Annotated in this window: 27 protein-coding genes; 12 read left to right on the top strand and 15 right to left on the bottom strand. The window is 65.0% G+C overall.

The genetic code is table 11. From position 1 onward, the window contains the following. The first annotated feature begins 20 nt into the window (after window positions 1–20). Window positions 21–836: a DUF3313 domain-containing protein gene (locus I6F09_RS31495; RefSeq protein WP_306469099.1), complete on the top strand. Its 816-nt coding sequence runs from the start codon at window positions 21–23 to the stop codon at window positions 834–836. Window positions 837–899: 63 nt separating this feature from the next. On the opposite strand, the gene I6F09_RS31490 is transcribed toward I6F09_RS31495, so the two are convergent. The 6 genes from I6F09_RS31490 to I6F09_RS31465 all read right to left on the bottom strand — a co-directional run bounded on the left by I6F09_RS31490 (window position 900) and on the right by I6F09_RS31465 (window position 7,380). Next, window positions 900–1,853: a cytochrome D1 domain-containing protein gene (locus tag I6F09_RS31490; protein WP_225189799.1), complete on the bottom strand. Its 954-nt coding sequence runs from the start codon at window positions 1,851–1,853 to the stop codon at window positions 900–902. A 2-nt stretch (window positions 1,854–1,855) separates the two neighbouring features. After that, a complete protein-coding gene (locus tag I6F09_RS31485) occupies window positions 1,856–2,419 on the bottom strand; it encodes an SRPBCC family protein (protein ID WP_036044199.1) in 564 nt (187 codons plus the stop codon). A 1,025-nt stretch (window positions 2,420–3,444) separates the two neighbouring features. Then, window positions 3,445–4,212: an AAA family ATPase gene (locus I6F09_RS31480; protein ID WP_225189798.1), complete on the bottom strand. Its 768-nt coding sequence runs from the start codon at window positions 4,210–4,212 to the stop codon at window positions 3,445–3,447. A 96-nt stretch (window positions 4,213–4,308) separates the two neighbouring features. Beyond that, window positions 4,309–5,169 (bottom strand): DUF296 domain-containing protein, encoded by an 861-nt coding sequence (locus tag I6F09_RS31475; protein WP_225189797.1) that lies wholly within the window; start codon window positions 5,167–5,169, stop codon window positions 4,309–4,311. Window positions 5,170–5,178: 9 nt separating this feature from the next. Next, window positions 5,179–6,780, bottom strand: coding sequence for an acyl-CoA synthetase (locus tag I6F09_RS31470; protein WP_225189796.1), 1,602 nt, complete (start codon window positions 6,778–6,780; stop codon window positions 5,179–5,181). A gap of 105 nt (window positions 6,781–6,885) precedes the next feature. Continuing rightward, a complete protein-coding gene (locus I6F09_RS31465) occupies window positions 6,886–7,380 on the bottom strand; it encodes a hypothetical protein (protein ID WP_225189795.1) in 495 nt (164 codons plus the stop codon). 94 nt (window positions 7,381–7,474) lie between these two features. On the opposite strand from I6F09_RS31465, the gene I6F09_RS31460 reads away from it, so the two are divergent. Both I6F09_RS31460 and I6F09_RS31455 read left to right on the top strand, forming a co-directional pair. Next, complete coding sequence (locus tag I6F09_RS31460; RefSeq protein WP_109143671.1) at window positions 7,475–7,834, top strand: hypothetical protein; 360 nt, start codon at window positions 7,475–7,477, stop codon at window positions 7,832–7,834. Between the two features lie 83 nt (window positions 7,835–7,917). Continuing rightward, window positions 7,918–8,193, top strand: a complete 276-nt coding sequence (locus tag I6F09_RS31455) for a GNAT family N-acetyltransferase (protein WP_036028195.1) — start codon at window positions 7,918–7,920, stop codon at window positions 8,191–8,193. 48 nt (window positions 8,194–8,241) lie between these two features. Here I6F09_RS31455 and I6F09_RS31450 read toward each other — a convergent pair whose 3' ends face one another. Further along, window positions 8,242–8,637, bottom strand: coding sequence for an SPW repeat protein (locus tag I6F09_RS31450; protein WP_036028203.1), 396 nt, complete (start codon window positions 8,635–8,637; stop codon window positions 8,242–8,244). Between the two features lie 321 nt (window positions 8,638–8,958). Between I6F09_RS31450 and I6F09_RS31445 the strand changes: the two genes are divergently transcribed. After that, the gene (locus I6F09_RS31445) at window positions 8,959–9,234 is read left to right on the top strand and encodes a GNAT family N-acetyltransferase (RefSeq protein WP_036028197.1); all 276 of its coding nucleotides are present in this window, start codon (window positions 8,959–8,961) and stop codon (window positions 9,232–9,234) included. 54 nt (window positions 9,235–9,288) lie between these two features. On the opposite strand, the gene I6F09_RS31440 is transcribed toward I6F09_RS31445, so the two are convergent. Next, window positions 9,289–9,687, bottom strand: coding sequence for a DUF3597 domain-containing protein (locus I6F09_RS31440; protein WP_036028199.1), 399 nt, complete (start codon window positions 9,685–9,687; stop codon window positions 9,289–9,291). A 339-nt stretch (window positions 9,688–10,026) separates the two neighbouring features. On the opposite strand from I6F09_RS31440, the gene I6F09_RS31435 reads away from it, so the two are divergent. The 6 genes from I6F09_RS31435 to I6F09_RS31410 all read left to right on the top strand — a co-directional run bounded on the left by I6F09_RS31435 (window position 10,027) and on the right by I6F09_RS31410 (window position 15,814). Continuing rightward, the gene (locus I6F09_RS31435) at window positions 10,027–10,935 is read left to right on the top strand and encodes a DUF2189 domain-containing protein (protein ID WP_225189794.1); all 909 of its coding nucleotides are present in this window, start codon (window positions 10,027–10,029) and stop codon (window positions 10,933–10,935) included. A gap of 119 nt (window positions 10,936–11,054) precedes the next feature. Beyond that, window positions 11,055–11,879, top strand: coding sequence for a lytic murein transglycosylase (locus I6F09_RS31430; protein ID WP_225189793.1), 825 nt, complete (start codon window positions 11,055–11,057; stop codon window positions 11,877–11,879). A 478-nt stretch (window positions 11,880–12,357) separates the two neighbouring features. Further along, a complete protein-coding gene (locus tag I6F09_RS31425) occupies window positions 12,358–12,510 on the top strand; it encodes a DUF1127 domain-containing protein (RefSeq protein ID WP_007590701.1) in 153 nt (50 codons plus the stop codon). Window positions 12,511–12,637: 127 nt separating this feature from the next. After that, window positions 12,638–14,065: a methylenetetrahydrofolate--tRNA-(uracil(54)-C(5))-methyltransferase (FADH(2)-oxidizing) TrmFO gene (trmFO, locus tag I6F09_RS31420; RefSeq protein WP_225189792.1), complete on the top strand. Its 1,428-nt coding sequence runs from the start codon at window positions 12,638–12,640 to the stop codon at window positions 14,063–14,065. A 7-nt stretch (window positions 14,066–14,072) separates the two neighbouring features. Next, window positions 14,073–15,167, top strand: a complete 1,095-nt coding sequence (locus I6F09_RS31415; RefSeq protein WP_109145786.1) for a serine/threonine protein kinase — start codon at window positions 14,073–14,075, stop codon at window positions 15,165–15,167. A 95-nt stretch (window positions 15,168–15,262) separates the two neighbouring features. Further along, window positions 15,263–15,814 (top strand): CAP domain-containing protein, encoded by a 552-nt coding sequence (locus I6F09_RS31410; RefSeq protein WP_036028219.1) that lies wholly within the window; start codon window positions 15,263–15,265, stop codon window positions 15,812–15,814. A gap of 12 nt (window positions 15,815–15,826) precedes the next feature. Here I6F09_RS31410 and I6F09_RS31405 read toward each other — a convergent pair whose 3' ends face one another. Beyond that, window positions 15,827–16,300, bottom strand: a complete 474-nt coding sequence (locus I6F09_RS31405) for a VOC family protein (RefSeq protein WP_008547150.1) — start codon at window positions 16,298–16,300, stop codon at window positions 15,827–15,829. A gap of 148 nt (window positions 16,301–16,448) precedes the next feature. Here I6F09_RS31405 and I6F09_RS31400 point away from each other — a divergent pair, with 148 nt between their 5' ends. Beyond that, window positions 16,449–17,627 carry an aminotransferase class V-fold PLP-dependent enzyme gene (locus I6F09_RS31400; protein WP_036028214.1) on the top strand — a complete coding sequence of 393 codons (1,179 nt, stop codon included), beginning with the start codon at window positions 16,449–16,451 and terminating at the stop codon, window positions 17,625–17,627. Between the two features lie 7 nt (window positions 17,628–17,634). On the opposite strand, the gene I6F09_RS31395 is transcribed toward I6F09_RS31400, so the two are convergent. The 6 genes from I6F09_RS31395 to yajC are packed head-to-tail and all read right to left on the bottom strand — an operon-like array spanning window position 17,635 to window position 23,270. Beyond that, complete coding sequence (locus I6F09_RS31395) at window positions 17,635–18,876, bottom strand: threonine ammonia-lyase (RefSeq protein WP_057029275.1); 1,242 nt, start codon at window positions 18,874–18,876, stop codon at window positions 17,635–17,637. Window positions 18,877–18,921: 45 nt separating this feature from the next. Then, window positions 18,922–19,779: a phytoene/squalene synthase family protein gene (locus I6F09_RS31390; protein ID WP_225189791.1), complete on the bottom strand. Its 858-nt coding sequence runs from the start codon at window positions 19,777–19,779 to the stop codon at window positions 18,922–18,924. Continuing rightward, window positions 19,776–20,159: an Mth938-like domain-containing protein gene (locus tag I6F09_RS31385; RefSeq protein ID WP_028179505.1), complete on the bottom strand. Its 384-nt coding sequence runs from the start codon at window positions 20,157–20,159 to the stop codon at window positions 19,776–19,778. The genes I6F09_RS31390 and I6F09_RS31385 overlap by 4 nt, the downstream gene beginning before the upstream one ends. Before the next feature lie 60 nt (window positions 20,160–20,219). Next, entirely contained in the window at window positions 20,220–21,239 is a 1,020-nt protein-coding gene (secF, locus tag I6F09_RS31380; protein ID WP_036012746.1) for a protein translocase subunit SecF, read from the bottom strand. Between the two features lie 10 nt (window positions 21,240–21,249). Beyond that, entirely contained in the window at window positions 21,250–22,854 is a 1,605-nt protein-coding gene (gene secD, locus I6F09_RS31375; protein WP_036012748.1) for a protein translocase subunit SecD, read from the bottom strand. 47 nt (window positions 22,855–22,901) lie between these two features. After that, window positions 22,902–23,270 (bottom strand): preprotein translocase subunit YajC, encoded by a 369-nt coding sequence (yajC, locus tag I6F09_RS31370; RefSeq protein WP_036012751.1) that lies wholly within the window; start codon window positions 23,268–23,270, stop codon window positions 22,902–22,904. A 182-nt stretch (window positions 23,271–23,452) separates the two neighbouring features. On the opposite strand from yajC, the gene I6F09_RS31365 reads away from it, so the two are divergent. After that, complete coding sequence (locus I6F09_RS31365) at window positions 23,453–24,433, top strand: ATP-binding protein (protein WP_225147100.1); 981 nt, start codon at window positions 23,453–23,455, stop codon at window positions 24,431–24,433. The last annotated feature ends 164 nt before the right edge of the window (window positions 24,434–24,597 follow it).

Genomic DNA, 24,597 nt, shown 5'->3' with positions numbered 1-24,597 from the left:
CAGTTGCGGTCTTGAGCTCGATGGCCGCCGGTTGCGCGGCGGCTCCGCTGGAACGAGCGGGGTCGCTGGCCTCCTACGACGATCTCACGCCGTCCGATGGTCTCTTGACCAAGTCGCAGCTCCGGATCAGCAAGGCTGATGTTCTCGCCGCGAAGACCGCTCGCATCGAGCCGACCGCGTTCACGGCGACCGCAGCCAGCCAGCCGTTCACGCCGCAGCAGCGCAGGCTGATCAAGAACGCAATCAACAGAGCGATGTGTCTTGCGCTCAGCGAGCGCTTCCGGATCGTAGCTCCCACGGAGGCTGCGGACTTGAATGTTCGCGCCGTCATCACACAGATTGCGCCGACCGATGCGGCGGCAGCCGGCGTCTCCAAGGTCGCGAGCGTCGTGCCGTCCATCGTCGCTCCCGGCGTGCCCATTCCGGTGCCGCGCCTTCCGATCGGACTGGGAAGCCTGTCCGTCGAGGCCGAGGCCCGTGACCGCAGCGGCAACCAACAGGCGGCCATGATCTGGGCGCGCGGAGCGAACTCCTTCACCAGCGCTCCGCGTGTATCGAGCGATGGCGACGCCTATGACCTGGCCGAGGCTTTCGGAAGCGATTTCGGGAGGTTTCTCGTTGCCGCGGAGAGCCCGTTCGGGAAGGTCCCCACGCCGCCTTCCGTCGACAGATTGAGCGCCTCTCTCGGTGGTGCGCCCAAGGAAGCGATCTGCGAAACATTCGGCCGGGCGCCAGGATTGGCAGGCCTGGCCGGAGAAAGAATCGGGCTGCCGCCGGACTGGACCGACCGAGGCGCGCCGGAGAACACGATCTTGGAAGCGCAGAACGTCAATTGAGCTCTGGCGGAATGGCCGCTTGAATTCGGCCGGCCGGAGCAAGCGGCCTCGGGTTGTGACGAACTACTCCGTCCTGCGCAGGAACGCCCCGAACGCCCTTGGGCCGTCGCCGGTCTTGATCTCGCCGATCACCTTGAGCTCGGCCGCATCGATGATGCTTAGCGTGTTGCTTTCCCAGCAGGCGACAATGACGCGCTTGCCATCGGCAGTCGCCGCAATGCCTTCGGGATAGTCGCCGACATGGATGCGCTTGACCGGCTTGAGGCTCGCCAGGTCGAACACGCTGACGGTGCCGCCATATTGGTCGGTGACGAAGCCTCGGCCTAGCGTCAGCGCCACCGCATATGGGCGCATGCCGACCGGCACGCGGCCGATCTCGCGGCCTTCCGCGATATCGATCATGGAGACATCGTCGGAGCCGACATTGGCGGTGTAGGCGCGCTTGCCCTCGGCATCGATGGTGACGCCGAACGGGCGGGTGCCGACCTTGATCACGGCCTTGCGTTGGCGCGTTGCCGTTTCCACCACCGAGACGCTGTCGTCGTCGCGGTCCGCCGAGAGCAGCAGCTTGCCGTCGGGCGTCACCGCAAGACCCGACGGCGAGGCGCCGACCGCGATGCTGGCGACAACGCTGCGCGAGGCCGTATCGATCACCCGCACCGCGGCCGCGTACCAATCGGCGACATAGACCGTCTTGCCATCGGGCGCCACGGCAATGCCGAGCGGCCCGCCGCCGACCTCGACGCGGCCGGCGACCTGCCGCGTGGCAGCGTCGACCACCGTCACCGCCTTGGCATCCGGGCTCGTGACATAGGCAAAGCGCCCGTCGGCGCTGACGGCGACGCCGGCCGGCTTGCCGCCGATTGGGATGGTCGCAACGCCGCGCGCGCCAGCGAGATCCACCACCATCAGATCTTCGCTGAGCTGGTTGGTGACGAACGCCTCGTCGGCGCGCGCGCTTCCAAAGCCGGCGTGACAAAGGCTGGCGGCGAGCGCCGCCAGAACCAGCGCTCGCACGATCAGCTGCCGCTCTCGATCTTCTTCTTGAGCGCCTCGAGCCCGGCCTTGTACAGCCCGCTCACGGCCTTGATCGCGGCCTCGTCGCTCAGCTCCGGCGGCGGGTCGTTGTTGGGATAGCCGCGATAGAACGCGCCGGCCCATTCCAGCTTGGCCTTGCCATCAGGCGCGGGCGAGACCGTCAGGGTCGAGGAATAATTGGTCACAGGCAGCACCTTCACGTCGACCTTGGTGATCCGGTACGAATAGCTCTGCATGTCGGGCTCGTATTTGTAGAGCTCCTCCTCGACCGTCCCGCCGCCCGTCAGGGTCAGCTTGCGCGTGGCGCCGATCTCGTTGCCCTTCTCGCCTTCGGTCTTGGTGACCGGCTGAAGCCAGCTCATGTCCTGGAAATTGCCGATCACCGCCCACACCTTGGCGGGGGCCGCGTTGATCTCGATGGATTCCCGCACCTTCTGCCGCGTCGGCCCATGGGCCCAGACCGGCTCGAAGGCGGTCATCAGAGCCATCCCCGCCACCGCCAGCGCCGCCACCCCGGCGATCGCCGGTCCGCTTCTCATCCTCATCTCGTTTCCTCGTTTCTCAATCTGCGCGACTTGGAACGCGCGCTGAGGTCATGCTAGCGCATTTTTGGGCCATGGGGAGACCCGTTCGTGGCACGGCGGTGGCAAAGCCAATGCACACCATTGATTGGGTTGGTCGACGGGCAAAACACCAGACCGGGGTCAACCTGGCCAAGCCGAAATAATTCGCTTTACGCGAATTCGGAATTATCGCATGTTGCGGCCACCCCAACCCGGGCCGAGGGGCGCATCGCGATCGTCACGAACGCGGGATGGGAGGTGGTGGACGCAGGCAGCGTCGCGCGCAAGCGGTTTGCAGGGCGGATCACTCCGTGAGCAGGCGAGGCGCGCACACGACGGGCGCAGTCTGCGTACGGCAAAATCGTGTGGTCCTGGCGCCCGGGGTCTGTGCGCCAAGGCTTGCGGTGACGTTGCGGGCCGACAGGGCCCGCACCGTCAGTCATCCGCAAGGCGACGGGGGCAATAGTGCATCGCTCCCCGGGGAGAGCACGACATAAGCCGTCAACCCACTGCGCAGGGAAGGCCGGATGTTTGGCTTCACCTGTATGCCGCTGTGCAGCTTTTTCAAGCACACGCTTCGCACAGTGGACCGCGGGTGCCAGCCGGCACCCGGCCTTCCCTGCGCCCTCGGCATTTTTGAGGGTGACGAATGCAGCAAAGCTCGGGCGGACTCTGCCGCGAGGATGTGAAGCCGCGCGTATGCGGGTAGCAATGCGAGATAAATTCGAGCTCTCGTGCCCCGGACGCAGCGCAGCGCCCCTTCGGCGGTGCGCTGCAGAGCCGGGGCCCATGCATCCGCGATGCTGCGGCTCCTGGGTCCCGCTCCGCGCCGCAACGTTCACGCGTTGCAGCTTGACCAGGACACGGGAGTTGGCGCACTGCTGCTCCACACTCCGTCATTGCGAGCGCAGCGAAGCAATCCAGACTGCTGCCGCGGAAAGATTCTGGATTGCTTCGCTGCGCTCGCAACGACGACAGAGAGAGCTGGTGTTAGGGGATTCCCTCACTTACTCCCCCAGCGTTGCCTCCACGAACCCGCGCGGATCGACACAAAACTCACGCATCAACCGGTAATGGTCGGTCTGCTCCACCGTGACAGGCTCGAGGCCGTATTTGCCGAGCCGCAGCAGCCGCGCGTTGGGATAGGCCATCAGCATCGGCGCATGCGTTGCCATGATGACCTGGCAGATGCGGGACTCTTCCATGCGCCGCAGCAGCTTGAGGAATTCGATCTGGCGCGCCGGCGACAACGCCGATTCCGGCTCGTCGAAGATGAAGATGCCCTGGCGCTGGCAACGCTCCTCGAAGAAACGCAGAAAACCTTCGCCATGGGAGTGCGACAAGAAATCGGGACCGACCTGGCCGGCGTCGCGCGCAGCCTTGTCCAGATATCGCGCGACCGAGAAAAAGCTCTCCGCACGAAAGAACCAGCCGTTGGTGATCTTCGGCAGCCAGCTTGCGCGCAGCGCCTTGGAGAGTTGGCCGCCCATCTCCTCGCGCGCTTCGGAATGATCGACCGGCTTGTAGCCCTTGCCGCCACCGGCATCGTCATAGCCGGCGAGCGCTGCGATGCCTTCGAGGATGGTCGACTTCCCGGTACCGTTCTCTCCAACGATGATCGTGATGGGGCTGTCGAAGCTAAGCTCGAAATCATCAGGGAAGATGGGCAAGCAAAACGGATAGGCTTCGCGGTCGCGAACCTGCGACGGGTCGAGCCATACCCGCTTCAGATACGGCGCTGGCAGGTTGATCGTTCGATTGCCTCTTCGTGCCATGACGTCCTGCCGCTACTCGCATCCGCAACGGAACATGACAGGAACATTTCGATTGCAAAAGCGCTATCTTGCACCCGCCCCGTCACGGCTGGCGAGCTAGTCCCCTGCCTCCAGCACCAGCTCCAACGTCATCAGCACGGGATTGTCGCCACGGATCAGACGCCCCTCCGCAACGCCGCCGGTGTAGTCGATCAGTGCAACATCGAGCGCAGCTTCCAGCGCGCCGGAGGCGCCGGGCGCGATTGTCCCTGCCGTAATCGCCAGCTCCGTCGCAAACGGCTCGGTCACGCCGCCATGGCTGAAGCGCGCGCCGATGGTCGATCCGACGCCGCCATGGATCTTCGCGCGGGCGATGCCGTTCGTGCGGCAGAACGCTTCGAGTGCGCCGGCAAAATCCTGGTTCGGGCGCAGGCGTAGCGCGAAGGCGCGGCTCGTTGTGCGCACGCCGGTGCTTGCAGCCGCGACCGGTCCGAACAGCTTGAAATTGGTCTCCGCATCAGGCTCGGCCGTGAACATCGCACCGTCGAGACCGAAGGCCTCGACCTCGAACGGCTCGGCGACGACGGTCTCGTCCGGCATCATGTGGCCGCCGCTCGTCTTGCCGTCAGCCTCCGTCCACAGTCCGTGGCAATGAAAGAACGGCGCACCGTCGCGCGTGCCGAGCGTCATGCTGCCGAGCCTCAAACGCGTCACGCCGGCGGGCCGGAACGTATCGCTGTAGAACGCCGCATTCTCACCGGTCTTCGACAGCGCCGGCATGACATAGGCGAACGGCCCGAGCGCGCCATGGCGAAAATTCAGCACGCCGCCGGCGAAGCCCTCCGCGGCAAAGCCGCGCCGCGCGGCCTCCAGCAGCGGCAGACCGGCCTGAAGTGTGAACGAGAAAGCGCGTCCCCTCGCCTCCACCCATTGAATGCGTTCGGGAAGCGGCGCGCCCGGCTGCTTGATGCTCCGCATCTGGTGCGCTCAGCTCGCCTTGTCGAGGTCGAGCAGCCCGCGCGCCTCGAGCTCGTCGCGCACCATGCGCTTCGGCACCTTGCCATAGCCCGATTTCGGCAGCGCGTCCCAGAAGAAGAAGCGCTTCGGCATCTTGTAGCGCGGCACTTTCGGCGACAAGAACGCCGCCATCTCCGCTTCGGTGACCGCCTTCGCGCCTTCTCGGACGACGCAGACGGCGACGCCGACCTCGCCCCAGGTCGCGTCGGGCACGCCCAGCACGGCGACCTCGCCAATCCCGGGATGGGTCAGGATCTTCTCCTCGATCTCGCGCGGATAGATATTGGAGCCGCCGGAGATGTACATGTCCGACCCACGTCCTGTGATGTACACAAAACCCTCCTCGTCCATGTGGCCGAGGTCGCCGGTGCGGAACCAGCCATTGCGGAATGCCTTCGCATTGGCTTCGGGGTTGTTGTAATAGCCGGCGAATACGGCAGGCCCGATCACGCAGATCTCGCCGCTCTGGTTGGCTTTGAGCTCGCGGCCCTCATCGTCCTGAATCGACACCTGCATGCCGGTGCGCTCGAAGCCGCAGGTGCCGATCCTGGCGTGCGGGCCGTCCTCCGGGTCGTGCAGCGCCGCCGGCAGCACGGTGATGTTGCCGGTGACCTCACCGAGGCCAAAATACTGCACGATCACCTTGCCGAGCTTCTTCAACGCCGCCTTCTGGTCCTCGCGATACATCGGCGCGCCCGCATAGATCACGTAGCGCAGCGAGGAATGGTCGTATTTGCCGGCGGCGGGATGCTCGACCATCATCTTCAGGATGGTCGGCACGGTGAAGAGATTGCTGACGCGATGCGCCTCGATCAGGCGGAACGCCTCGTTGATGTCGAATTTCTCGGTCGGCAGCAGCACGGTGCGCGCGCCGCGCGCGGTCTGCATCAATTGGTGCACGCCGGCGCCGTGCGACAACGGTGCCACCACCAGCGAGGCATCCTGCTCGGTCGTGCCGGGCGTCAGATCGGCGAGATGATTGGTAACGACGAATCCCATCTGGCCGTGGGTGAGCACGGCCGCCTTGGAGCGTCCAGTGGTGCCGGAGGTGAAGAAGAACCAGCAGGGATCGTCATGCTCGACCGCGACATTCTCCACAACGGCGCCCGCATGCGAGGCGATCGCATCGGCCACCGAGCGCTCGCCGAACGCGGCCTTGCCGTCGACGCTCCAGGTGAACTCCAGCGCACCGTCCTTCACCGCCGCGGCGTGCTCGGGGAAATCGACATGGCACAGGAACGCCTTGGCGCCGGAGGCCTGCGCGAGATAGCTGACCTCATCAGGCATCAGACGGAAATTGGTGGGCACCCAGACCGCGCCGAGCCGAAACGCGGCGAACATCGAGACAAACATCTCATCGCCATTCTTGGCATGGACGAGGATGCGGTCGCCCTTGGCAATGCCCCGCGCGGCGAGCGCCGCGGCCAGGGCGGAGACCTGCGCATCGATCTCGCGCCAGGTCCAGGACTTGTCCCCCCAGACGAAGCCGGGACGCGCGCCATGCCGCCGCGCATTCTGGGTCAGCATATAGGCGAGATTCATGACGCGGCGGGACATGCGCAGGGGCTGCATCGGGCTTCCTCTTCGACGACGGGCGGCACGCAAGCCGTCCGTTCATTGCAGCCCATTTATCGCCAACGCCAGCGGCCCTGCAAGGCCGGCTGCCGCGGACTTGGCCTACTGCTTGAACGCAAAAGGCGTCGTCGTGATGGCCTTGGTCTTCCAGCAGGCTTGCGGACCAAAGCCGCCGCAGAAACTGCCATGCAGATCGAAGCGGATGGTGCGCGCGGCGCCGCGCTTCACCGGCGCTGCCATGATCCTGTAGCGAAGAACGTAGCCGTCGAACACCTCGCGCAGATTGCCGTCCGGCAGCGTCACCAGGATCTTCACGACGCAGCCGCCGGTTCCGCAATAGGTCGTCTCGCGATCGCCGCATTTGGTGTCCTGGAAATCGACGATGTAGTCCTCACGACCATCGCCGGTCAGGTCGATCCTGCGCACCGTATCATGCGCGAAGGTCACCTCGCCGCCTTGCTGGCTCTCGCATTCCTCATTGGCAAAGCGCACAGCCTTCCGCACGCCGGGCGGATAATCGGCCGGATTGAACGGCTTTGCGTCGTCGGCACGCGCGCCGGTCACGAGCAAGCTGAGCAGGAGGATCAGATATCGCATTGGTGTTGGTCGCAACCACAAACGATATCGTTCAGGAAATCTTAAACATGATCGACGCAACCTCGCTCAGTTCTCGCGTACAGAGTGCCGCATCATGGTCAAAGCGCCTGCCCTCCTTCTGTTGTCACTGGCGCTCGCCGGATGTGCCGCGACTCCGCAAGCGCATCTGGCATCCGATCTCGCCGTCAAGCCTGCGCGTTATGCCTGGGATGGCGCCGGCGAGGATCCCAACCGGCCCCGCGCCGCCTCGCAGCCGACACGAACCTCCAGCCGCTCCGAGCGCAACAGGTTGCAAGCCGACGCTCAGCCCCATTCGAAGGAACGGTGGCAGGCGCAGGATGGCATCGAGGCCGAACAGGACGCCAGGGTCAGCCGCTCCCTGGTCATCTGCCAGGGCTGCCTCCGCCCGCAGCCACAAGCCGAAGATTCCAGGCTCGCCAAAGCGACCGATTGAACGGAACAGCTTCGGATTGGAAACCCCGGCCGGACCGCGCGTTACGATCTCGTGCGCGAGGCCGGCAGCTGCAAGGCAATGATATGAGCGACGTCATCAACAACAAGGCCCATCACCGCTATGAGCTCGACGTGGAGGGTCATCTTGCGACCGAGCACTACCGGCTCGACGGCGGTGTCATCACCTTCGAGCACACCGACGTGCCGAAGGAGCTTGGCGGCAAGGGCATTGGCTCGAAGCTGGTGCAAGGCGCGCTCGACCAGGTCCGCGCCGACGGATTGAAGCTGATCCCGCAATGCCCGTTCGTGAAGGCGTGGATCGACAAGCACCCGGACTATGCGGATCTCGTGACACGGTGAGTGCACAGGCCCGCCGCTCGTGGCCGGCGGGCCTGCCGTACTTACGGTCTATTGTCCGTGCTTGAGCAAGTCCTGGTCATTCATATCCCAGTCCTGCCACAGCTGGAGAATGCCGAGCAGCACCACCACCGCACCAAGGGTCGTGTGATAGATGCGGAGAAATCCCTCACCGGAATAGCCGATCACGTATGGCGAGGCGATGAGCCACAGTCCGGCCAGGATCGTCATCACCTCCTGCCAGCGCTGCAAGGCGACATATTCGAGCTGGCTGATGCCAAATACGACGAGACCGATCGCGACCGTGTTCAGGATGGCCGTCTGGTGACTGGAGATCGCCTGATCCTGGATCGGGAACCACGGCGAGGCCACGATCACCGCACCCAGCAGCATCCCGCACCAGTCTTCCCATGTTCGATGAGTACTAAAGAAACCAGAGTCCGACATCGTACCCTCCTGCAGAAGAGGCATACGTCTGCGGCTGGCGATCATGACACGCCGAATGTCTAGCGACCCTGCCGGCCGCATTCGGGCGTATGTCCTTTCAAGGACGTGGGAACCGAACTCCGGCTTGCAAGAGCGGTATCGGGAATTATTTGCGGAGCCGCGGGACCATGCTCGCCGGGCGCCATGGCCATACCGCAGTGCGGTCAGGGCGGCGCGCATTTGCAGATATCTCGTCTGCGCCAATCTCCCCTGGTCCCACCTTGGCAAGGGCCGTGTCAGCCTCCTAGATCAGGAGGCACCTGCAGTTCGGAGGGACCCCGCATGGCGGCTTCGGTACGCGACAACAAGGACAGGAGCCGCTTCGAGCTCGATGTCGGCGACGACATCGCCTTCGCCAATTACCGGCTGACGCCGTCGGCCGTAATCATCACCCACACCGAGACGCCGCGCGCGTTGCGCGGGCGCGGCATCGGCTCCGAGCTGGTCAAGGGCGCGCTCGGCCTGATCCGGCGCGACGGCAAGAAGGTGATCGCCGGCTGCGGCTTCGTCGTCGACTATCTCGATCGGCATCCGGAGGATGCGGATCTGGTCGCCTGAATGCAAAAGGGCCCGCGGCGATCGCGGGCCCCTGAGGCACTACCCCAGGTCCGGTCAGTGCTTGATCTCCGGCGGCAGCTTGCCGCCATTAGCGGCGAGCTTGGACATCACCTGCTTGTGCAGCCAGACGTTCATGCTCGCCGAGTCGTTCATGTCGCCGCTGTAGCCCAGCTCCTTGGCGAGATCCTTGCGCGCAGCGAGGCTGGAATCGATGTCGAGCGCCTTCATGAGGTCGACGATGGAGGTACGCCATTCCAGCTTCTCGCCCTTGTGCGCGGCGGCCGCCTTGTCGACGATCGCCGCCACGTCGACCGCAGCCATGGGTGCGGCGGCCGGCGCCGAAGGACTTGCCGACCCTGCGGGGGCGCCCGGCGAAGCGGCGCCACCGGCCGGCGCAGCGGAGGCCGGCTGGCCGCCGAAGATCGCGCTGATGATTTTCCCGAAAATGCTCATGTCTGCTCCCCGAAAAGGAATCCGTTGGAAGGGCCTTGCGTGGCACTTATAGACGAAGTTGGTGCGCCGCGCCCGCGAAGTTGCGCGAACGGACAGCAGCATCAGCTTATCTGCGGCGAAATGACGACAGAATGACGCCGCATTGATTGCGTCGCGGCATCGAAATTTCACCCAAGCGTGAGGGACAGGACTCGGACTTGGGAGTATGCTTGCCGTTCAGCTCGCGATGCCATCCGGAATTCGCGTCTGGTCGGGATCGTGGGATTTCAAGAGAATGGGCGGCCGCTTGCGCCGTTTGCCGGCGCCGGATGCAGCCGCTTGGCAAGGGAGCTAGCGACCATGGCCACACTCTACCAGGGCAATGTCCCCACGATGGCCCAGCCCACGGATGAGGCTGGACCGGTGATCCGAACCATACAATTGTCCGATCTGCCCGTCGCGCTCAGGCGCGGCTGGGAGGATTTCAAGGCCGTTCCGAGCCACGCCATCATCCTCTGCGTGATCTACCCGGTGCTCGGCCTCGTGCTCGCCCGTGTGGTGATGGGCTATTCGGTGCTGCCGCTGCTGTTTCCGCTCGCCGCGGGCTTCGCGCTGATCGGGCCCTTCGCTGCGCTCGGGCTCTACGAGCTTTCCAGCCGGCGCGAGCGCTATGAACCGGCCAGCGCCTGGGATGCCATGGAGGTGCTGCGATCGCCGTCGTTCGGTGCGATGCTCGGCCTCGGTACGTTGCTGCTCGCCCTGTTCGTCACCTGGGTGGCGACCGCGCAGGCGATCTATGTCGCGGCGTTCGGCTACGAGGGCGTCACCGGTTTCTCGGACTTCATCACGCGCGTGCTGACGACGCAGCAAGGGTGGTGGCTGATCGTGGTTGGCTGCGGCACCGGATTTCTGTTCGCGCTCGCCGCACTGTGCCTCAGCGTCGTGTCATTCCCCTTGATGCTCGATTGTCATGCCGGCGCGTTCGAGGCGATGAGCACCTCGCTGCGCGTTGTCGCGAAAAACCCGGTGCCGATGGCAGCCTGGGGCCTGATCGTGGCGGTGCTGCTCGCGCTCGGCACGCTCCCGGCCTTCCTCGGCCTCGCCGTTGTGGTCCCGCTGCTCGGGCACGCCACGTGGCACCTTTACCGCAAGGTGATCGCGTCCGATCCGGGCGCACGTCCGGTCCCCCCTCCGCCGCATCGGGCGCGCAAGCCGGCCGCCGACTTCCCGGCCAACCTTTTCCCGTGGCGGAATCGGACTGACGTCTGACAATCTCGTGACGTGCGGCCCTGGCCGGTTCGGACAGGGCCGCGCGCCTTGCTTTGGCCGCGGTTACGGCCGAGATTATGCTGCCGGTCAGGTCAATTCACGGAAATCCATTTCATCTGATGACTCCGACGATTTCTCGTCTTGCTCTCGCAGCCTTGGCCGTCTCCGCGTCCCTTCTCTCAGTCCAGCCAGCGCCCGCCGCGGTTGCCTGCGACTCGGGCAATTTCGACGCTTGGCTGGCTGATTTCAAAACCGACGCTGCGGCGAAGGGCATCTCGCAGCAGACCATCACTGCCGGGCTTGCCGGCGTCACACTGGATCAGAGCGTGCTCAACCGCGACCGCTCGCAAAAGGTCTTCACCCAGAGCTTCGAGGAGTTCTCCGGCCGCATGGTGCCGCCACGCTTGGAGCGCGGCTCCAACAGGATGAAGCAATACGGCTCGGTGCTGTCGCGCATCGAGCAGGCTTACGGCGTGCCGGGCGAAGTCCTGGTCGCGATCTGGGGCCTGGAGACCGATTTCGGCGTCAACACCGGCAAGTTTGCAACGATCCGCTCGCTTGCAACGCTCGCTTACGATTGCCGTCGCTCCGAGCAGTTTCGCGCCGAGCTGTTGGATGCGTTGCGCATCGTCCAGCGCGGCGATCTTGCGCCTGCCGACATGAAAGGCGCCTGGGCCGGCGAGCTCGGCCAGACCCAGTTCATGCCGTCATCCTGGATGAAATATGCCATCGACTTCGACGGCAACGGCAAGCGCGATCTTCTGCATAACGTGCCCGACGTGCTCGCCTCCACGGCCAATTATCTGGTCGGCTATGGCTGGCAGAGGGGCAAGGACTGGCAGCCGGGCAGCCCGAACTTTGAGGTGCTCAAGCAGTGGAACAAGAGCGAGGTCTACTCCAAGACCGTGGCCTATTTTGCCGCCCAGCTCGCACGCGCCCCTTAGATCTCAGCCTAGCCGAACCGCGCCGAATCGCCGCTGCCGAACCCGGCAAGCGGGCCTAGCCTGTAGCGGCGCCAGCGCATCGCTCATGGGCGCATTTTCGGTATTCAATGGATCTTAAAGTGAATCTATATTCATACAATAGCGTCGCGTCCTATGCGAATCAGGCAGGCATGACTTGAGTCTATAAGCTGCTGGGTTGAACTTGCTGGCCGCTTATAGGCAACCTATTTCCGCGATGACCCAGATCAATCTTTGACATAAACCCGTTATTTCACGGGTACTTATCGCGGACACCGGACGACCTTGGCCAAGCTCTGGGCGGGAGCGCCTTCCGGTTAATCATCCGTTACGTACGCCATGCGCACAGCGCTTAGCTGCATCGCAACATCGGAACTTTCGCACTGCACCACTCTCACCTATATTCATTTCAACGATGAGGCCTCAAGCAAAGGCTGAATCGAACTACAGGAGACTACCAATGCTGCTCTCGCTCATCCGCATGATCCAGGCCTTCCGGGACTATCAGCGCAATGTTGCCGAGCTGTCCCAGCTCAGCGATCGCGAATTGGCCGATATCGGCCTCGATCGCTCGGACATCCCGCGCGTTGCCGCCGGTCAGTATCAGGGCTGATATCCTTCAGCCCTTCACTAGAACGGACCGATAGCGCCTTCCTCGTGCGGGCGTTGTCGCATCTGGTGGCAGAAAACTCGATCTCGGCGATTCCACTCTCCGCCGAAAAGCGCTACCTGTCCGCCCCATGACAGGACCCCAATCCAACCTCGTCCACGTGATCGGTGCCGGCCTCGCCGGTTCGGAAGCTGCCTGGCAGATTGCGAAGTCCGGCGTGCCCGTGGTGCTGCACGAGATGCGGCCGACCCGCATGACCGACGCGCACCGCACCGACGGACTTGCCGAGCTCGTCTGCTCCAACTCGTTCCGCTCGGATGACGCCGCCAACAACGCCGTCGGCCTGCTGCATGCGGAGATGCGCCGCCTCGGCTCGCTGATCATGCGCGCGGCCGACGCCAACCAGGTGCCCGCCGGCGGCGCACTCGCGGTCGATCGCGACGGCTTCTCGGCGGCCGTCACCAAGGCGCTGAACGATCATCCCCTGATCGAGATCGCGCGCGGCGAGATCGCGGGCCTGCCGCCGGCCGCGTGGAGCAACGTCATCGTCGCCACCGGCCCCCTCACCTCCGCGCCGCTGGCCGACGCCATCCGCGAGCTGACCGACGAGAACGCCCTCGCCTTCTTCGACGCCATCGCGCCGATCGTGCACCGCGAGTCCATCGACATGTCGGTGGCCTGGTTCCAATCGCGCTACGACAAGGTCGGCCCCGGCGGCAACGGTGCCGACTACATCAACTGCCCCATGACCAAGGAGCAGTATGAGGGCTTCGTCGCCGCGCTGATCGCCGGCGAGAAGACCGAGTTCAAGGAATGGGAGACCAACACGCCCTATTTCGACGGCTGCCTGCCGATCGAGGTGATGGCTGAACGTGGCCCCGAGACGCTGCGCCATGGTCCCATGAAGCCGGTCGGCCTCACCAACCCGCACGATCCCACCACGAAACCGTACGCGATCGTGCAACTGCGCCAGGACAACAAGCTCGGCACGCTCTACAACATCGTCGGCTTCCAGACCAAGCTGAAGTATGGCGAGCAGCAGCGCATCTTCCGCACCATTCCGGGGTTGGAGAACGCCGAATTCGCCCGCCTCGGCGGCCTGCATCGCAACACCTTCTTGAACTCGCCGAAGCTGCTCGACGGCCAACTGCGGCTGCGCGCACAGACGCGGCTGCGCTTCGCCGGCCAGATGACGGGCTGCGAAGGCTATGTGGAATCCGCCAGCGTCGGCTTGATCGCGGGTCTCTATGCAGCCGCGGAAGTGCGCGGCGAGACGCTTGTCAGCCCGCCGGCTACGACCGCACTGGGATCGCTGCTCGGTCACATCACCGGCGGCCATATCGAGACCATCGAGCCGGGCACGCGCTCGTTCCAGCCGATGAACATCAATTTCGGCCTGTTTCCACCGCTCACGAGCGTGCCAACGAAGAAGCCCGACGGCACGCGGCTGCGCGGCAACGAGAAGACGGTGGCCAAGAAGCAGGCGCTGAGCGCACGGGCGCTCGCCGATCTCGATCGCTGGATCGCCGATCACCTGCGCATTGCCGCCGCCGCGTGAGTTTGCAATGAGCTTGCCCAAAGACGACGCGGCAGAGCTGTCGGCGCGCTGGACCGAAGGCGTGATGCTCAAGCGCGACGTGTTCTCGACCGTCGAGCGCGGCCGTTTCCGCAGCGAAAGCGGCGAGATCGACGCGGTGCTGCGCCGGCTCGACGAGGTGCCATGGTGGTCGTTTCTCCTGGCACGCCACCTGTTCGCCCGCGAGAAGCAGGCCCTGGTGCGCGCCAAAGGCCTCGACGTCGGCCCCGAGCTGCTCTGGGCCGGGCGCCGCGCTCTGGTGCGCGGCTTCGTCGACGGCGTCGCGCTGCACCTGGCAAAGCCCCATGGCGATGTCGCCTATTTCCGCTCTGCCAAGGCCGCACTGCGTCGGCTGCGCCGCGCCGGCATCTGCCACAACGATCTCGCCAAGGAGCAGAACTGGCTGGTCGGCCGCGACGGCCGCGCCTATGTCACCGACTTCCAGCTCGCCGCGTGCTTCAAGCGCCGCGGCCGGCTCTATCGCATCCTCGCCTATGAGGACCTCCGGCATCTGCTCAAGCACAAGCGCTCCTACGCGCCCGAGGCGCTGACGCCGCGAGAGCGAAAGATCCTGGCGAGGAAGTCGTTCGCCGCGAGCCTGTGGCTCGCCACCGGCAAGAAGGTCTATCGCGCCATCACCCGCGGCCTGTTCAACTTCACCGACCGCGAGGGCGGCGGCCGTCGGCTCGTCAACGACGCGCCGGTGCTGGCCGAGCTGATCCGCCGGAATCCCGCCGTGCGCGACGCCGCCATCGTCGCCTTTGCCGACCGCCGCTCCGGCGTCGGGCTTTACGCCTTCGTCGAAGCCGATCAGGCCGCGCTCGAGGGCCAGCTCCGCAGCGAGCTTGCCGCCTCCAAGGGACCGAAGCCGCCCGAGCACATCCAGGTCGTGCACGCCCTGCCACGCAACGCCAGCGGCAAGCCACGCATCGAGGTCCTGCAACTGGTCGCCATGAACCAGCTCGACCTGATCGAGCCGATGATGAAGAACGAGCAGGATCGCGCCTTCCTCAAGGATATCCTGGAGCAGCGCAAGAACCTGCGCGACCGCTTCAATTTCGAGGCGAAGCTCCCGACGAGCTAGCGCGGAATCTGCGCCTTGAAGCCTCCACAATGGCGATCGAGAAGCGCTTGGATCAGGAAGGGTTGGCAGAGATCATGGGCGCTCGGGGGACGATGATGCATCGTATGGTTGGCGGAACGATCGCCGGCCTTGTGCTGCTGGCAGGGGCGCCTGCGCTGGCCGACTCACCGGCGGAGCTGATCTCCAGCTTCCGTCTCAAGCATGGTGAGGCCCGCGTCGTGCGCGACGCCACCCTCGATCGCATCGCCATGGATCAGGCCCGCGCGATGGCGGCGAAGGACGACCTCAGCCACGACACACTCGGCCCATTCAATCGCCGCGTCGCACCGGCCGGCGCGGGCCGCGCCGCAGAGAACATCGCCTACGGCTACGACAGTTTCGACAAGACGCTGGGCCAGTGGATCGACTCCTCCGGGCACCGCAAGAACCTGTTGCTGCACAATGCCTCCCGCGTCGGCATTGCCAGCGCCAAGAATGCGAGTGGCAAGCGCACCTATTGGGCCATGGTCATCGCCGGCGACTACGAGAAGGGCAAAGGCAAGAAAAAGGACAAGGAGCCCGTCGTCGCGGTGAAGCGCGAGGTACCGCCCGCGAGCAAGCCGAAGTCCGGCAACTGTCACGTCAAGCTGCTCGGCCTCTGCATCTGAGGCGCGACCGTCTCAGCCGCGGCGCGCGGCTTCGATCGCGGCGACGTCGATCTTCGTCATCCCCATCATCGCATCGAAGGCGCGCTTGGCCTCCGTGCCACCGGCGGCCAGCGCCTCGGTCAGCACCCGCGGCGTGATCTGCCAGGAGACTCCCCATCTGTCCTTGCACCAGCCGCACGCACTCTCCTGCCCGCCATTGCCGACGATGGCGTTCCAGTAGCGATCGGTCTCCGCCTGATCGTCGGTGGCGATCTGGAACGAGAAGGCCTCGTTGTGCTTGAAGACGGGTCCGCCATTGAGACCGAGACAGGCAACGCCGGCTACCGTGAACTCGACGGTCAGGACATCGCCTGCCTTGCCGGACGGATAGTCGCTGGGCGCGCGATGGACCGCACTCACCGCGCTGTCGGGAAACGTCTCGGCATAGAAGCGGGCCGCGGCTTCAGCATCCTTGTCGTACCAGAGGCAGATCGTGTTCTTTGCCATTGAGTATTCCCTGTGATTCCGTGCCAGATTGCGCTTCCGATCAGCATAGGCATCCCGATCTGCATGCTCCAGCTGGAACAGTCGTTTGCCCGAGCTTGCTCGCGTGCGTCATTGTGTCTACGAGGAACCTGAAGATGGAGGCTCTGACGTGATCGACATCAACCAGATTCGTGCCGACACGCCTGCTGCCTCCCGGCTCGCGTATCTCCACAATGCCGGTGCGGCTCTCATGCCCGCGCCCGTCGTCGCGGCGATGAAGGGACATATCGATCTCGAGAGCGAGATCGGCGGCTATGCCGCGGCCGATCGCGCGTCAGATCGGCTCGAAGCCGTTTACGGCTCAGTGGCCCGGCTCCTGAACGCATCGCCGGATGAAATCGCCCTGGTGGAGAACGCGACGGTTGCCTGGCAGATGGCGTTCTATTCGCTTTCATTTCGAGAGGGCGACCGGATCCTGACGGCCGAAGCGGAGTACGCCGCCAACTATGTTGCGTTTCTTCAGGCCGCCAAACGCACAGGCGCGGTCATCGATGTGGTGCCGAGCGATGCGACGGGCGAGTTCGATGTCGGCGCACTCGAACGTATGATCGACGAACGCGTGAAGCTGATCGCCATCACCTGGGTTCCGACCAATGGCGGGCTGACCAATCCCGCAGCGGCCATCGGCAGAATTGCGCGAGCACACGGCATCCCCTATCTGCTCGATGCCTGCCAGGCGGTCGGCCAGATGGAGGTCGACGTCGAGGCCATCGGCTGTGACATGCTGTCGGCCACGGGACGCAAATTCCTGCGGGGACCGCGTGGTACCGGCTTTCTCTATGTGCGCGGGGCGCTCCTGCAGCAGCTCGAGCCACCGATGATCGACCATTTTGCAGCGCCCTGGGTCTCGCGCGATGAATATCGGCTCCGCGACGATGCCCGCCGCTTCGAGACATGGGAGAATAATTACGCCGCCCGGCTTGGGCTCGGCGCTGCCGTCGATTATGCGCTCGACATCGGCATGGATGCCATCGAGGAGCGCTGCCGGCTGCTCGCGGGCCGCCTTCGCAGCGGCCTCGCTTCCATTCGCGGCATCACTATTCACGACCTTGGCCGCAAGCCTGGCGCCATCGTCAGCTTCACTTTGGATGGATATGAAGCGGAGGCCATTGTCAGCAGCGCCGCGGCGGCGGGCATCACAATCGGCGCTTCAGACCCGTCGAGTACCCGCATCGATGCCGAGAACCGCGAGCTGCCGCCGCTCGTCCGAGCTTCCCCCCACTACTACAACACCCAAGCCGAGATCGACCGGCTGATCGACCACGTCGCGGATTTGGCGTCACGTTAGCGCGTGCTCAGGTGCAGCGCGCGCTCAGTCCGGATGCGCTGAGCCTGGCCATCACCTCGTTGAGATGGGCGGCATCGCGGGTCTCGATGACAAGCTGCAGCAGCGTCGCCTTGGCCGGCAGGTCGGAGAAGGTCCGCTGGTGTGAGACCTCGATGATATTCGCACCCGCTTCGGCCAGCAGTGCCGCTACCGCGGCGAGCTGCCCCGGCCTGTCGGGGATATCGAGCGACAATTGCGTCAGCCGCCCCTCGCGCGCGAGCTCGCGGGTGAGCACGGAGGCGATCAGCCGCGTGTCGATATTGCCTCCGCTCAGCACGAGGCCGACCTTCTCGCCGGCAAAGCGGGACGGATCGGACATCAGCGCGGCGAGGCCGGCGGCGCCGGCGCCCTCGACGACGGTCTTCTCGATCGAGATCAGGGTCGCGACTGCGCGCTCAAGCTCGGCTTCGTTGACGAGCGCAATATCGTCGACGAGGCGCCGAACGATTTCGGTGGTGATCTTGCCCGGTGATTTCACCGCGATGCCCTCGGCGAGCGTATCGCCGCGCGCCGGCAGATTGCCGTCGTGAATGGCGTTGTACATCGAGGGATAGAGCCAGGCCTCGACGCCCAGTATCCTGAGCGACGGCTTGATCGACTTCGCGGCAATGGCAATCCCGCTGATCAAACCGCCGCCGCCGATCGGGACGACCAGCGTGTCGAGCTCCGGGACCGCCTTCAGCATTTCCAGCCCGATCGTGCCCTGCCCGGCGATGACGAGCGGATCGTCGTAAGGATGGACGAAGACCATGCCGTGCGCTTCACCGTGGCTGCGCGCAAAGGCGGCCGCCTCCTCCAGCGTCGCGCCCGTGACCACCACCTCGGCGCCGTGATGCCGGGTGTTCTCGATCTTCACCATGGGCGTGCCGATCGGCATCACGATGGTGGCGGGAATGCCGAGCCGCTTGGCGTGGTAGGCAACGCCTTGCGCGTGGTTGCCCGCGGACATCGCGATCACGCCCCGCGCGCGCTCCTCCGCCGTCAGCGCGGTAAGCCGGTTGAGCGCGCCGCGCTCCTTGAACGAGGAGGTGAACTGCAGGTTCTCGAATTTGAGCCAGATGTCGCAGCCGCAGATGCTGCTCAGCGTCCGGCTATGGCTACAAGGCGTCTCGACGACGGCGCCTTGTATGGTCTTGGCTGCGGCGTGAATGTCTTCCGGTGCGACCGGAAGGCCGCTGAGATCGAACGAGCTTTGGGACATGTCAGCCATAGGACAGCATAGAGCATTTGGGCGGGCCAGGCGATAAGCCGGCGTCTATTTGGTAAATTCACGCGATCGCGAGGCGCGCCACAGCGTCCAGAGCGTGCGCAACCGCGAGGTCGGCTGCAACCTAAACGGATTGCGTCCCGGGCGCGACAGGCGCTCAAGATCGGCCTGCGCCTGGCGCAGCGGCAGAAACGCCGGCCGCAACGGCGGCGCCAGCTGCGCCAGCAGCGATGAAGCCGCGGTCATATGCTGCCGGGCTTCACCCGCGAGTTGCTCAAGCACCGCATGGAGATTGGGTGTTTCCTTGCCGGCGAAGACATCCTCCATGCTGCAATCGTGCTGCTCCAGCACCTGCTGCGGCACGAACAATTGCCGGTGCGCGGCATCGCGCGGCAGATTGGCGATGACCTGCACGATACCCTGCGCCAGCCCGGCATGGCGGGCGACATGCTCGGCCGCCTCCGAAGGCGGTCCCAAGACCTGCGCTGCCAAGGCGAACAGCGCCGATGAGGTCGCCGCGAGGTAACCTTCCAGCGCGGCCATGGTCGGCATCGGGTCGTTGTAGAGATCGAACTGATGCCCCTCGGCAAGCAGCGACAGCGACTCGACCGGCAGGTCGAAATCGCGAATCGCGCGAAGCAGCTCGGCCGCCACCGGATTGCCTTCGGCGCTGCCATGGACGTGGCCCGACAGCATGTCGGTCCACCATTGCAGGCGGATCTCGCCGGGCAGAGGCTGGCTCACCTGGTCGCGGATGCGAACGATCTCGACGTTGAAGGCATAGATCGCCAGTAACGCGCGGCGCTCGGCGGCCGGCGCGAACAGGGTCGCGGCGTAGCGGGGAAAGTCGTGGCTGCGCACGAGATCGGCGCAGAACGCAGCGGAGTCGGATGGCCGGTTGCTCATGGCACGGCGATCAGCGCGGCGGCAACCCGCCGCCGTTCGCCGATCATGATGTTGTAGGTGCGCACGGCCGGGCCGGTCTGCATCGTGTCCAGTACAACCCTCACCGCCTTGAGCGCCTGACGCAGCTCCGGCGGCGGCAGCCACAGCCCCGTTCCAGTGCCGACCAGGAGCGTGTCGATGCTGTTGGCCGCCGTGAACACCCGATCCAGCGAGTAGCGGTCGATCTTCGCGGGGTCGGTCACGTCCCAAGCCCAGATCGCGTCGGGCAGACAGAGCAGCGAGCCCCGATGCGACATGCCGGCAAAGGCGAAGCCGCCCTTGCCATAGGCATCGATCGGCGCCGAGCGCGGAAAATGCGGAGCGTTGGGATCGCCGGCCATGAGCTTCGTCCGAATTGGCTTACTGCCCTCGCAAACGCCTGCAAGGGCATGAGGTTCGGATCATGCCTTGCTTTTCTTCGCCGGCGTCGCCGTATCGGGCGCGTCTTCGCGGTGCTCGCCGACGCCGAGATAGATCAGGATCGGTGCTGCAATGAAGATCGAGGTGTAGGTGCCGACCAGCACCACGCCGAACATCATCACCGCGGTGAAGCTGTGGATGGCATGGCCGCCGAACAAGAGCAGCGCGAGCAGCGCGAGCGTCACCGTGACGTGGGTGATGATCGAGCGCGACAGCGTCGAGTTGATGGATTCATTGAGCAGCTGGGGCATCGGCATCTTCTTGTAGCGACGCAGCATTTCCCGGATGCGGTCGTAGATGACGACGGTATCGTTGAGCGAATAGCCGAGAATGGTCAGCAACGCCGCGATGCTGGTCAGGTCGAAATCGACCTGGCTGATCGACATGAAGCCGATCGTCAGCACGATGTCGTGCACGTTGGCGATCATGGCGCCCAGCGCGAACTGCCATTCGAACCGGAACCAGAGATAAATCAGGATCCCAACGATCGCGAGCATCAGGCCGAGCATGCCGTAGGCCAGGAGCTCGCCCGCGACGCGCGGACCCAGCACCTCGGTGCGCTGAATGTCGACACTGTCGCCAAGCGCGCCACGAAGCTTCTGCAGGGCTGCCTGCTGGGCCGCGTCGCCACCCGGCTGCTCCGCAACGCGGATCAGGACGTTCTCCGGACCGCCGAACTGCTGCAGCTGGACCTCGCCGAGGCCCAGGCCGTCGAGCGAGGTACGCATTGCCGCGATGTCGGCGGTGCCGGACTTCGCCTTCACCTCCAGCAGCGTGCCGCCCTTGAAGTCGATACCGAGGTTCAGGCCATGGGTGAAGAACAGCACGATCGCGACGATCGACAGCGCCGCCGAGATCGGAAAGCTGATGCGACGGAAGCGCGTGAAGTCGAAATGCGTATCGTCGGGGACGATGCGCAGCGACGGCAGCAGGCCGAGGGCCGAGACCACGGTGAGGATGGCAATGAGGACGCCGAGCCCGATGAGAACGGTGTGAGTCACGATCAGGCTCCTAGATCGGCACGCTCTGCGGCCGCTTCCACCGCACCCACCAGGCGACGATCAGCCGGGTCAGGGTGAAGGCGGTGAACACCGTGGTGATAATGCCGATGCCGAGCGTCACGGCAAAGCCGCGCACCGGACCGGTGCCGATGTAGAACAGCACCGCGGCAGCAATGAAGGTGGTGATGTTGGAATCGAGGATGGTGGCGAGCGCCCGCTTGAATCCGGCGTCGATCGCCGAGATCGCATTGCGGCCGCCGCGCAATTCCTCGCGGATGCGTTCGTAGATCAGCACGTTGGAGTCGACCGCGATGCCGACGGTGAGCACGATGCCGGCGATGCCGGGCAGCGTCAGCGTGGCGTTGAGCAGCGACAATAAGCCGAAGATCATGGCGACGTTGATGGCCACCGCGATGTTGGCGAACACGCCGAACAGCCGGTAGGTCAGCAGCATGAAGATGATGACGAGGATCGAGCCGACATAGGCCGCGAGCTGGCCCTTCTCGATCGAGTCCTGGCCGAGTCCTGGACCCACGGTGCGCTCCTCGACCACCGTGAGCGGTGCCGGCAATGCGCCGGCGCGCAGGAGAATCGCGAGATCGTTGGCCGATTGCACCGTGAAATTGCCGGAGATCTGGCCCTGGCCGCCGGTGATGGGCTCACGGATGACGGGCGCCGAGATCACCTTGTTGTCCAGCACGATCGCGAACGGCAGTCCCACGTTCTCCTGCGTGGCCTGCGAGAATTTGCGCGCGCCCGAGGTGTTGAACTTGAAGCTGACGACCGGCTCACCCGTGCGCTGGTCGAAGGTCGCCTGCGCATCGGTCAGGTCGCCGCCGGCGACCAGCACCTGCTTCTTGACCACATAGGGCGTCGGCGGAGGCGAGGCGCTCATCAGCAGTTCGGATTCCGGCGGCACCCTGCCCGCTTGCGCCTGATCCGGCGGCACGGAGGTGTCGACCATGCGGAATTCCATCTTCGCGGTCCTGCCCAGCAGTTCCTTCAGGCGGGTCGGGTCCTGAAGACCGGGGACCTGCACCAGGATGCGGTCGTTGCCCTGGCGCTGGATGACGGGCTCGACGGTGCCGAGCTCGTTGACGCGGCGTTCGACGATCTGGATCGACTGCTCGATGGTCTTGCGCAGGCGATCGAGCACCGCAGCCTGCGGGACGCTCAGGCGGATCACCCCGCCGCCGGCATCAGTCACCTCGAGGTCGCGCTGACCGCTGGATCCCATCAGGCCGCCCAGCGGCTGGGACAGCTCGCGCAACTTGGCAAGCGCCGGCTGCGCATCGGTCTCCTTGGTGATGCGAACCTCGACGGCATCGTTGCGCACGGTGACGCCGCCGGTGAATCCGATCTTGGCGTCGCGCAGGGTCCGGCGAACGTCGTCGCGGACCTGGTCGAGCCGCTCCTTCTTCACATAGGCAGCGTCGACCTCGAGCAGCAGATAGGAGCCGCCCTGGAGGTCGAGGCCGAGCACGATGCGGCGCTGCGCCCAGGCGGGCCAGCTCTTGACTTGCGCCTCGGGGAAGAAGTTGGGGACCGCGCAGAGGCACACGATCAGCGCCGTCAGGATAATCCCCAGCGCCTTCCACCGCGTGAAATACAACATCGACTGGACCTGTCAGATCAGGAGACTTGAGACTCGCGGTGAAGCTCTCACTTCGCCGCGGTGTCGTCCTTGGCGCTCTCTTTTGCGCTTTCCTTGGCCGGCTCGCCCTTGGCGCGCACGCCCGAGATCATCTGGCGCATCTGCCGCACGCGCACGCCGTCGGAAATCTCGAACTCGATCTGGTCGTCGTCGACCACCTTGGTGACCTTGCCGACGAGACCTCCCGAGGTCACGATGGTGTCGCCGCGGCGGATATTCTTCACGAGCTCGGCGTGGTCGCGGACCTTCTTCTGCTGCGGGCGCAGAATCAGGAAGTACATGATCACGAAGATCAGGGCGAACGGCAGCAGCGACATCAACATGCTGTTGGTGTCGCCAGCGGCCGCGGCCTGGGCATACGCAGGGGTAATCAGCATTCGGACGATCCTCGCGAGAACGGGGGAAAGCCGGTCAGGCCCTCAAAGGCGACCGGTTCGGTCAAATTCGCGCGGACTATAGCGGCCATTGCCCCAATTGCAACGCTGCCAGACTGCCCTTTTGGGCCACCTTGCGGCGGCCCGTCAGGCCCGATAAGGCTGCGTTCTCAGGAACTTCGGACATGCCCAAAAACCATAGCAAAAGCCCGGCCGGCAAAGGCCCCCGCACCCCTGCCAACAAGCCCACCCGCCTCGCGGCAAAACGCCCCACGGCGGCGGTCACCAAGGCAGGCCCGGACCTCGCGCAGGAGCGCATCGTCCACGCCCTGGAGACCATTGCGGCGCACCTCTCCGCGCAGGGCAAGCCGGCGGTCGAGGCCGAGTCGTTCAAGCGGGCGGACGCCTATGTCTGGCATCCCGACGGACGCCTCTCGGCGGTGCCGCGCGTGAGCCGCGTCGAGCTGTTCCTGCTCAAGGGCGTCGACCGGATGCGCGACATCCTGATGGAGAACACCGAGCGTTTCGCCAACGGCCTGCCCGCCAACAACGCCCTGCTCTGGGGCGCACGCGGCATGGGCAAGTCGTCGCTGGTGAAGGCGGCGCATGCCAGCATCAACGCGGAGCGCAAACCGGCCGACAAGCTCAAGCTGATCGAGATCCACCGTGAGGACATTGAGAGCCTGCCGGCCCTGATGGAGCAGCTGCGGGCCTCCTCCTTCCGTTTCATCGTGTTCTGCGACGACCTCTCCTTCGACGGCAATGATGCCTCCTACAAGTCGCTCAAGGCGGTCCTCGAAGGCGGCATCGAGGGCCGGCCCGAGAACGTCATCCTCTACGCCACCTCCAACCGGCGCCATCTGCTGGCGCGCGAGATGATCGAGAACGAGCGCTCGACCGCGATCAATCCGGGCGAAGCGGTGGAGGAGAAGGTCTCGCTGTCGGATCGCTTCGGCCTCTGGCTCGGCTTCCACCGCTGCAGCCAGGACGAATATCTCGCCATGGTGCGCGGCTATTGCAGCCATTTCGGGATCAGGGTCGACGACGAGACGCTCGAGCGCGAGGCGCTGGAATGGTCGACGACGCGCGGCTCGCGCTCGGGCCGCGTCGCCTGGCAGTTCGTGCAGGAGCTGGCGGGACGGCTGGGTGTGAAGCTGACGGCGTAGTAGCGCGAGCTGTTACCCCGAATTCAACTGTCATCGCCCGCCTTGTGCGCACTTGCGCACTGGAGCGAGCGATCCAGTATTCTAGAAACGGTTGTGATCGATCGAGAGGCCGCGGCGTACTGGGTCGCCCGGTCGAGCCGGGCGACGACACCGTTGGTGCGGAG

Origin of the sequence: Bradyrhizobium sp. IC3195 (assembly GCF_020193585.1) — a bacterium.
In the GTDB taxonomy this organism is placed as follows: Bacteria; Pseudomonadota; Alphaproteobacteria; order Rhizobiales; family Xanthobacteraceae; genus Bradyrhizobium; species Bradyrhizobium yuanmingense.
Note: the sequence above shows the minus strand (reverse complement) of the source record. Positions and strands in the feature narration are given on the sequence as shown.

Excerpts from the sequence above, each read along its gene's own strand:
- I6F09_RS31495 (WP_306469099.1), top strand. The coding sequence starts at position 21 with ATGGCCGCCGGTTGCGCGGCGGCTCCGCTGGAACGAGCGGGGTCGCTG.
- I6F09_RS31485 (WP_036044199.1), bottom strand. The coding sequence starts at position 2,419 with ATGAGGATGAGAAGCGGACCGGCGATCGCCGGGGTGGCGGCGCTGGCG.
- I6F09_RS31480 (WP_225189798.1), bottom strand. The coding sequence starts at position 4,212 with ATGGCACGAAGAGGCAATCGAACGATCAACCTGCCAGCGCCGTATCTG.
- I6F09_RS31475 (WP_225189797.1), bottom strand. The coding sequence starts at position 5,169 with ATGCGGAGCATCAAGCAGCCGGGCGCGCCGCTTCCCGAACGCATTCAA.
- I6F09_RS31470 (WP_225189796.1), bottom strand. The coding sequence starts at position 6,780 with ATGCAGCCCCTGCGCATGTCCCGCCGCGTCATGAATCTCGCCTATATG.
- I6F09_RS31465 (WP_225189795.1), bottom strand. The coding sequence starts at position 7,380 with ATGCGATATCTGATCCTCCTGCTCAGCTTGCTCGTGACCGGCGCGCGT.
- I6F09_RS31460 (WP_109143671.1), top strand. The coding sequence starts at position 7,475 with ATGGTCAAAGCGCCTGCCCTCCTTCTGTTGTCACTGGCGCTCGCCGGA.
- I6F09_RS31455 (WP_036028195.1), top strand. The coding sequence starts at position 7,918 with ATGAGCGACGTCATCAACAACAAGGCCCATCACCGCTATGAGCTCGAC.
- I6F09_RS31450 (WP_036028203.1), bottom strand. The coding sequence starts at position 8,637 with ATGTCGGACTCTGGTTTCTTTAGTACTCATCGAACATGGGAAGACTGG.
- I6F09_RS31445 (WP_036028197.1), top strand. The coding sequence starts at position 8,959 with ATGGCGGCTTCGGTACGCGACAACAAGGACAGGAGCCGCTTCGAGCTC.
- I6F09_RS31440 (WP_036028199.1), bottom strand. The coding sequence starts at position 9,687 with ATGAGCATTTTCGGGAAAATCATCAGCGCGATCTTCGGCGGCCAGCCG.
- I6F09_RS31435 (WP_225189794.1), top strand. The coding sequence starts at position 10,027 with ATGGCCACACTCTACCAGGGCAATGTCCCCACGATGGCCCAGCCCACG.
- I6F09_RS31430 (WP_225189793.1), top strand. The coding sequence starts at position 11,055 with ATGACTCCGACGATTTCTCGTCTTGCTCTCGCAGCCTTGGCCGTCTCC.
- I6F09_RS31425 (WP_007590701.1), top strand. The coding sequence starts at position 12,358 with ATGCTGCTCTCGCTCATCCGCATGATCCAGGCCTTCCGGGACTATCAG.
- trmFO (WP_225189792.1), top strand. The coding sequence starts at position 12,638 with ATGACAGGACCCCAATCCAACCTCGTCCACGTGATCGGTGCCGGCCTC.
- I6F09_RS31415 (WP_109145786.1), top strand. The coding sequence starts at position 14,073 with ATGAGCTTGCCCAAAGACGACGCGGCAGAGCTGTCGGCGCGCTGGACC.
- I6F09_RS31410 (WP_036028219.1), top strand. The coding sequence starts at position 15,263 with ATGCATCGTATGGTTGGCGGAACGATCGCCGGCCTTGTGCTGCTGGCA.
- I6F09_RS31405 (WP_008547150.1), bottom strand. The coding sequence starts at position 16,300 with ATGGCAAAGAACACGATCTGCCTCTGGTACGACAAGGATGCTGAAGCC.
- I6F09_RS31395 (WP_057029275.1), bottom strand. The coding sequence starts at position 18,876 with ATGGCTGACATGTCCCAAAGCTCGTTCGATCTCAGCGGCCTTCCGGTC.
- I6F09_RS31390 (WP_225189791.1), bottom strand. The coding sequence starts at position 19,779 with ATGAGCAACCGGCCATCCGACTCCGCTGCGTTCTGCGCCGATCTCGTG.
- I6F09_RS31385 (WP_028179505.1), bottom strand. The coding sequence starts at position 20,159 with ATGGCCGGCGATCCCAACGCTCCGCATTTTCCGCGCTCGGCGCCGATC.
- secD (WP_036012748.1), bottom strand. The coding sequence starts at position 22,854 with ATGTTGTATTTCACGCGGTGGAAGGCGCTGGGGATTATCCTGACGGCG.
- yajC (WP_036012751.1), bottom strand. The coding sequence starts at position 23,270 with ATGCTGATTACCCCTGCGTATGCCCAGGCCGCGGCCGCTGGCGACACC.
- I6F09_RS31365 (WP_225147100.1), top strand. The coding sequence starts at position 23,453 with ATGCCCAAAAACCATAGCAAAAGCCCGGCCGGCAAAGGCCCCCGCACC.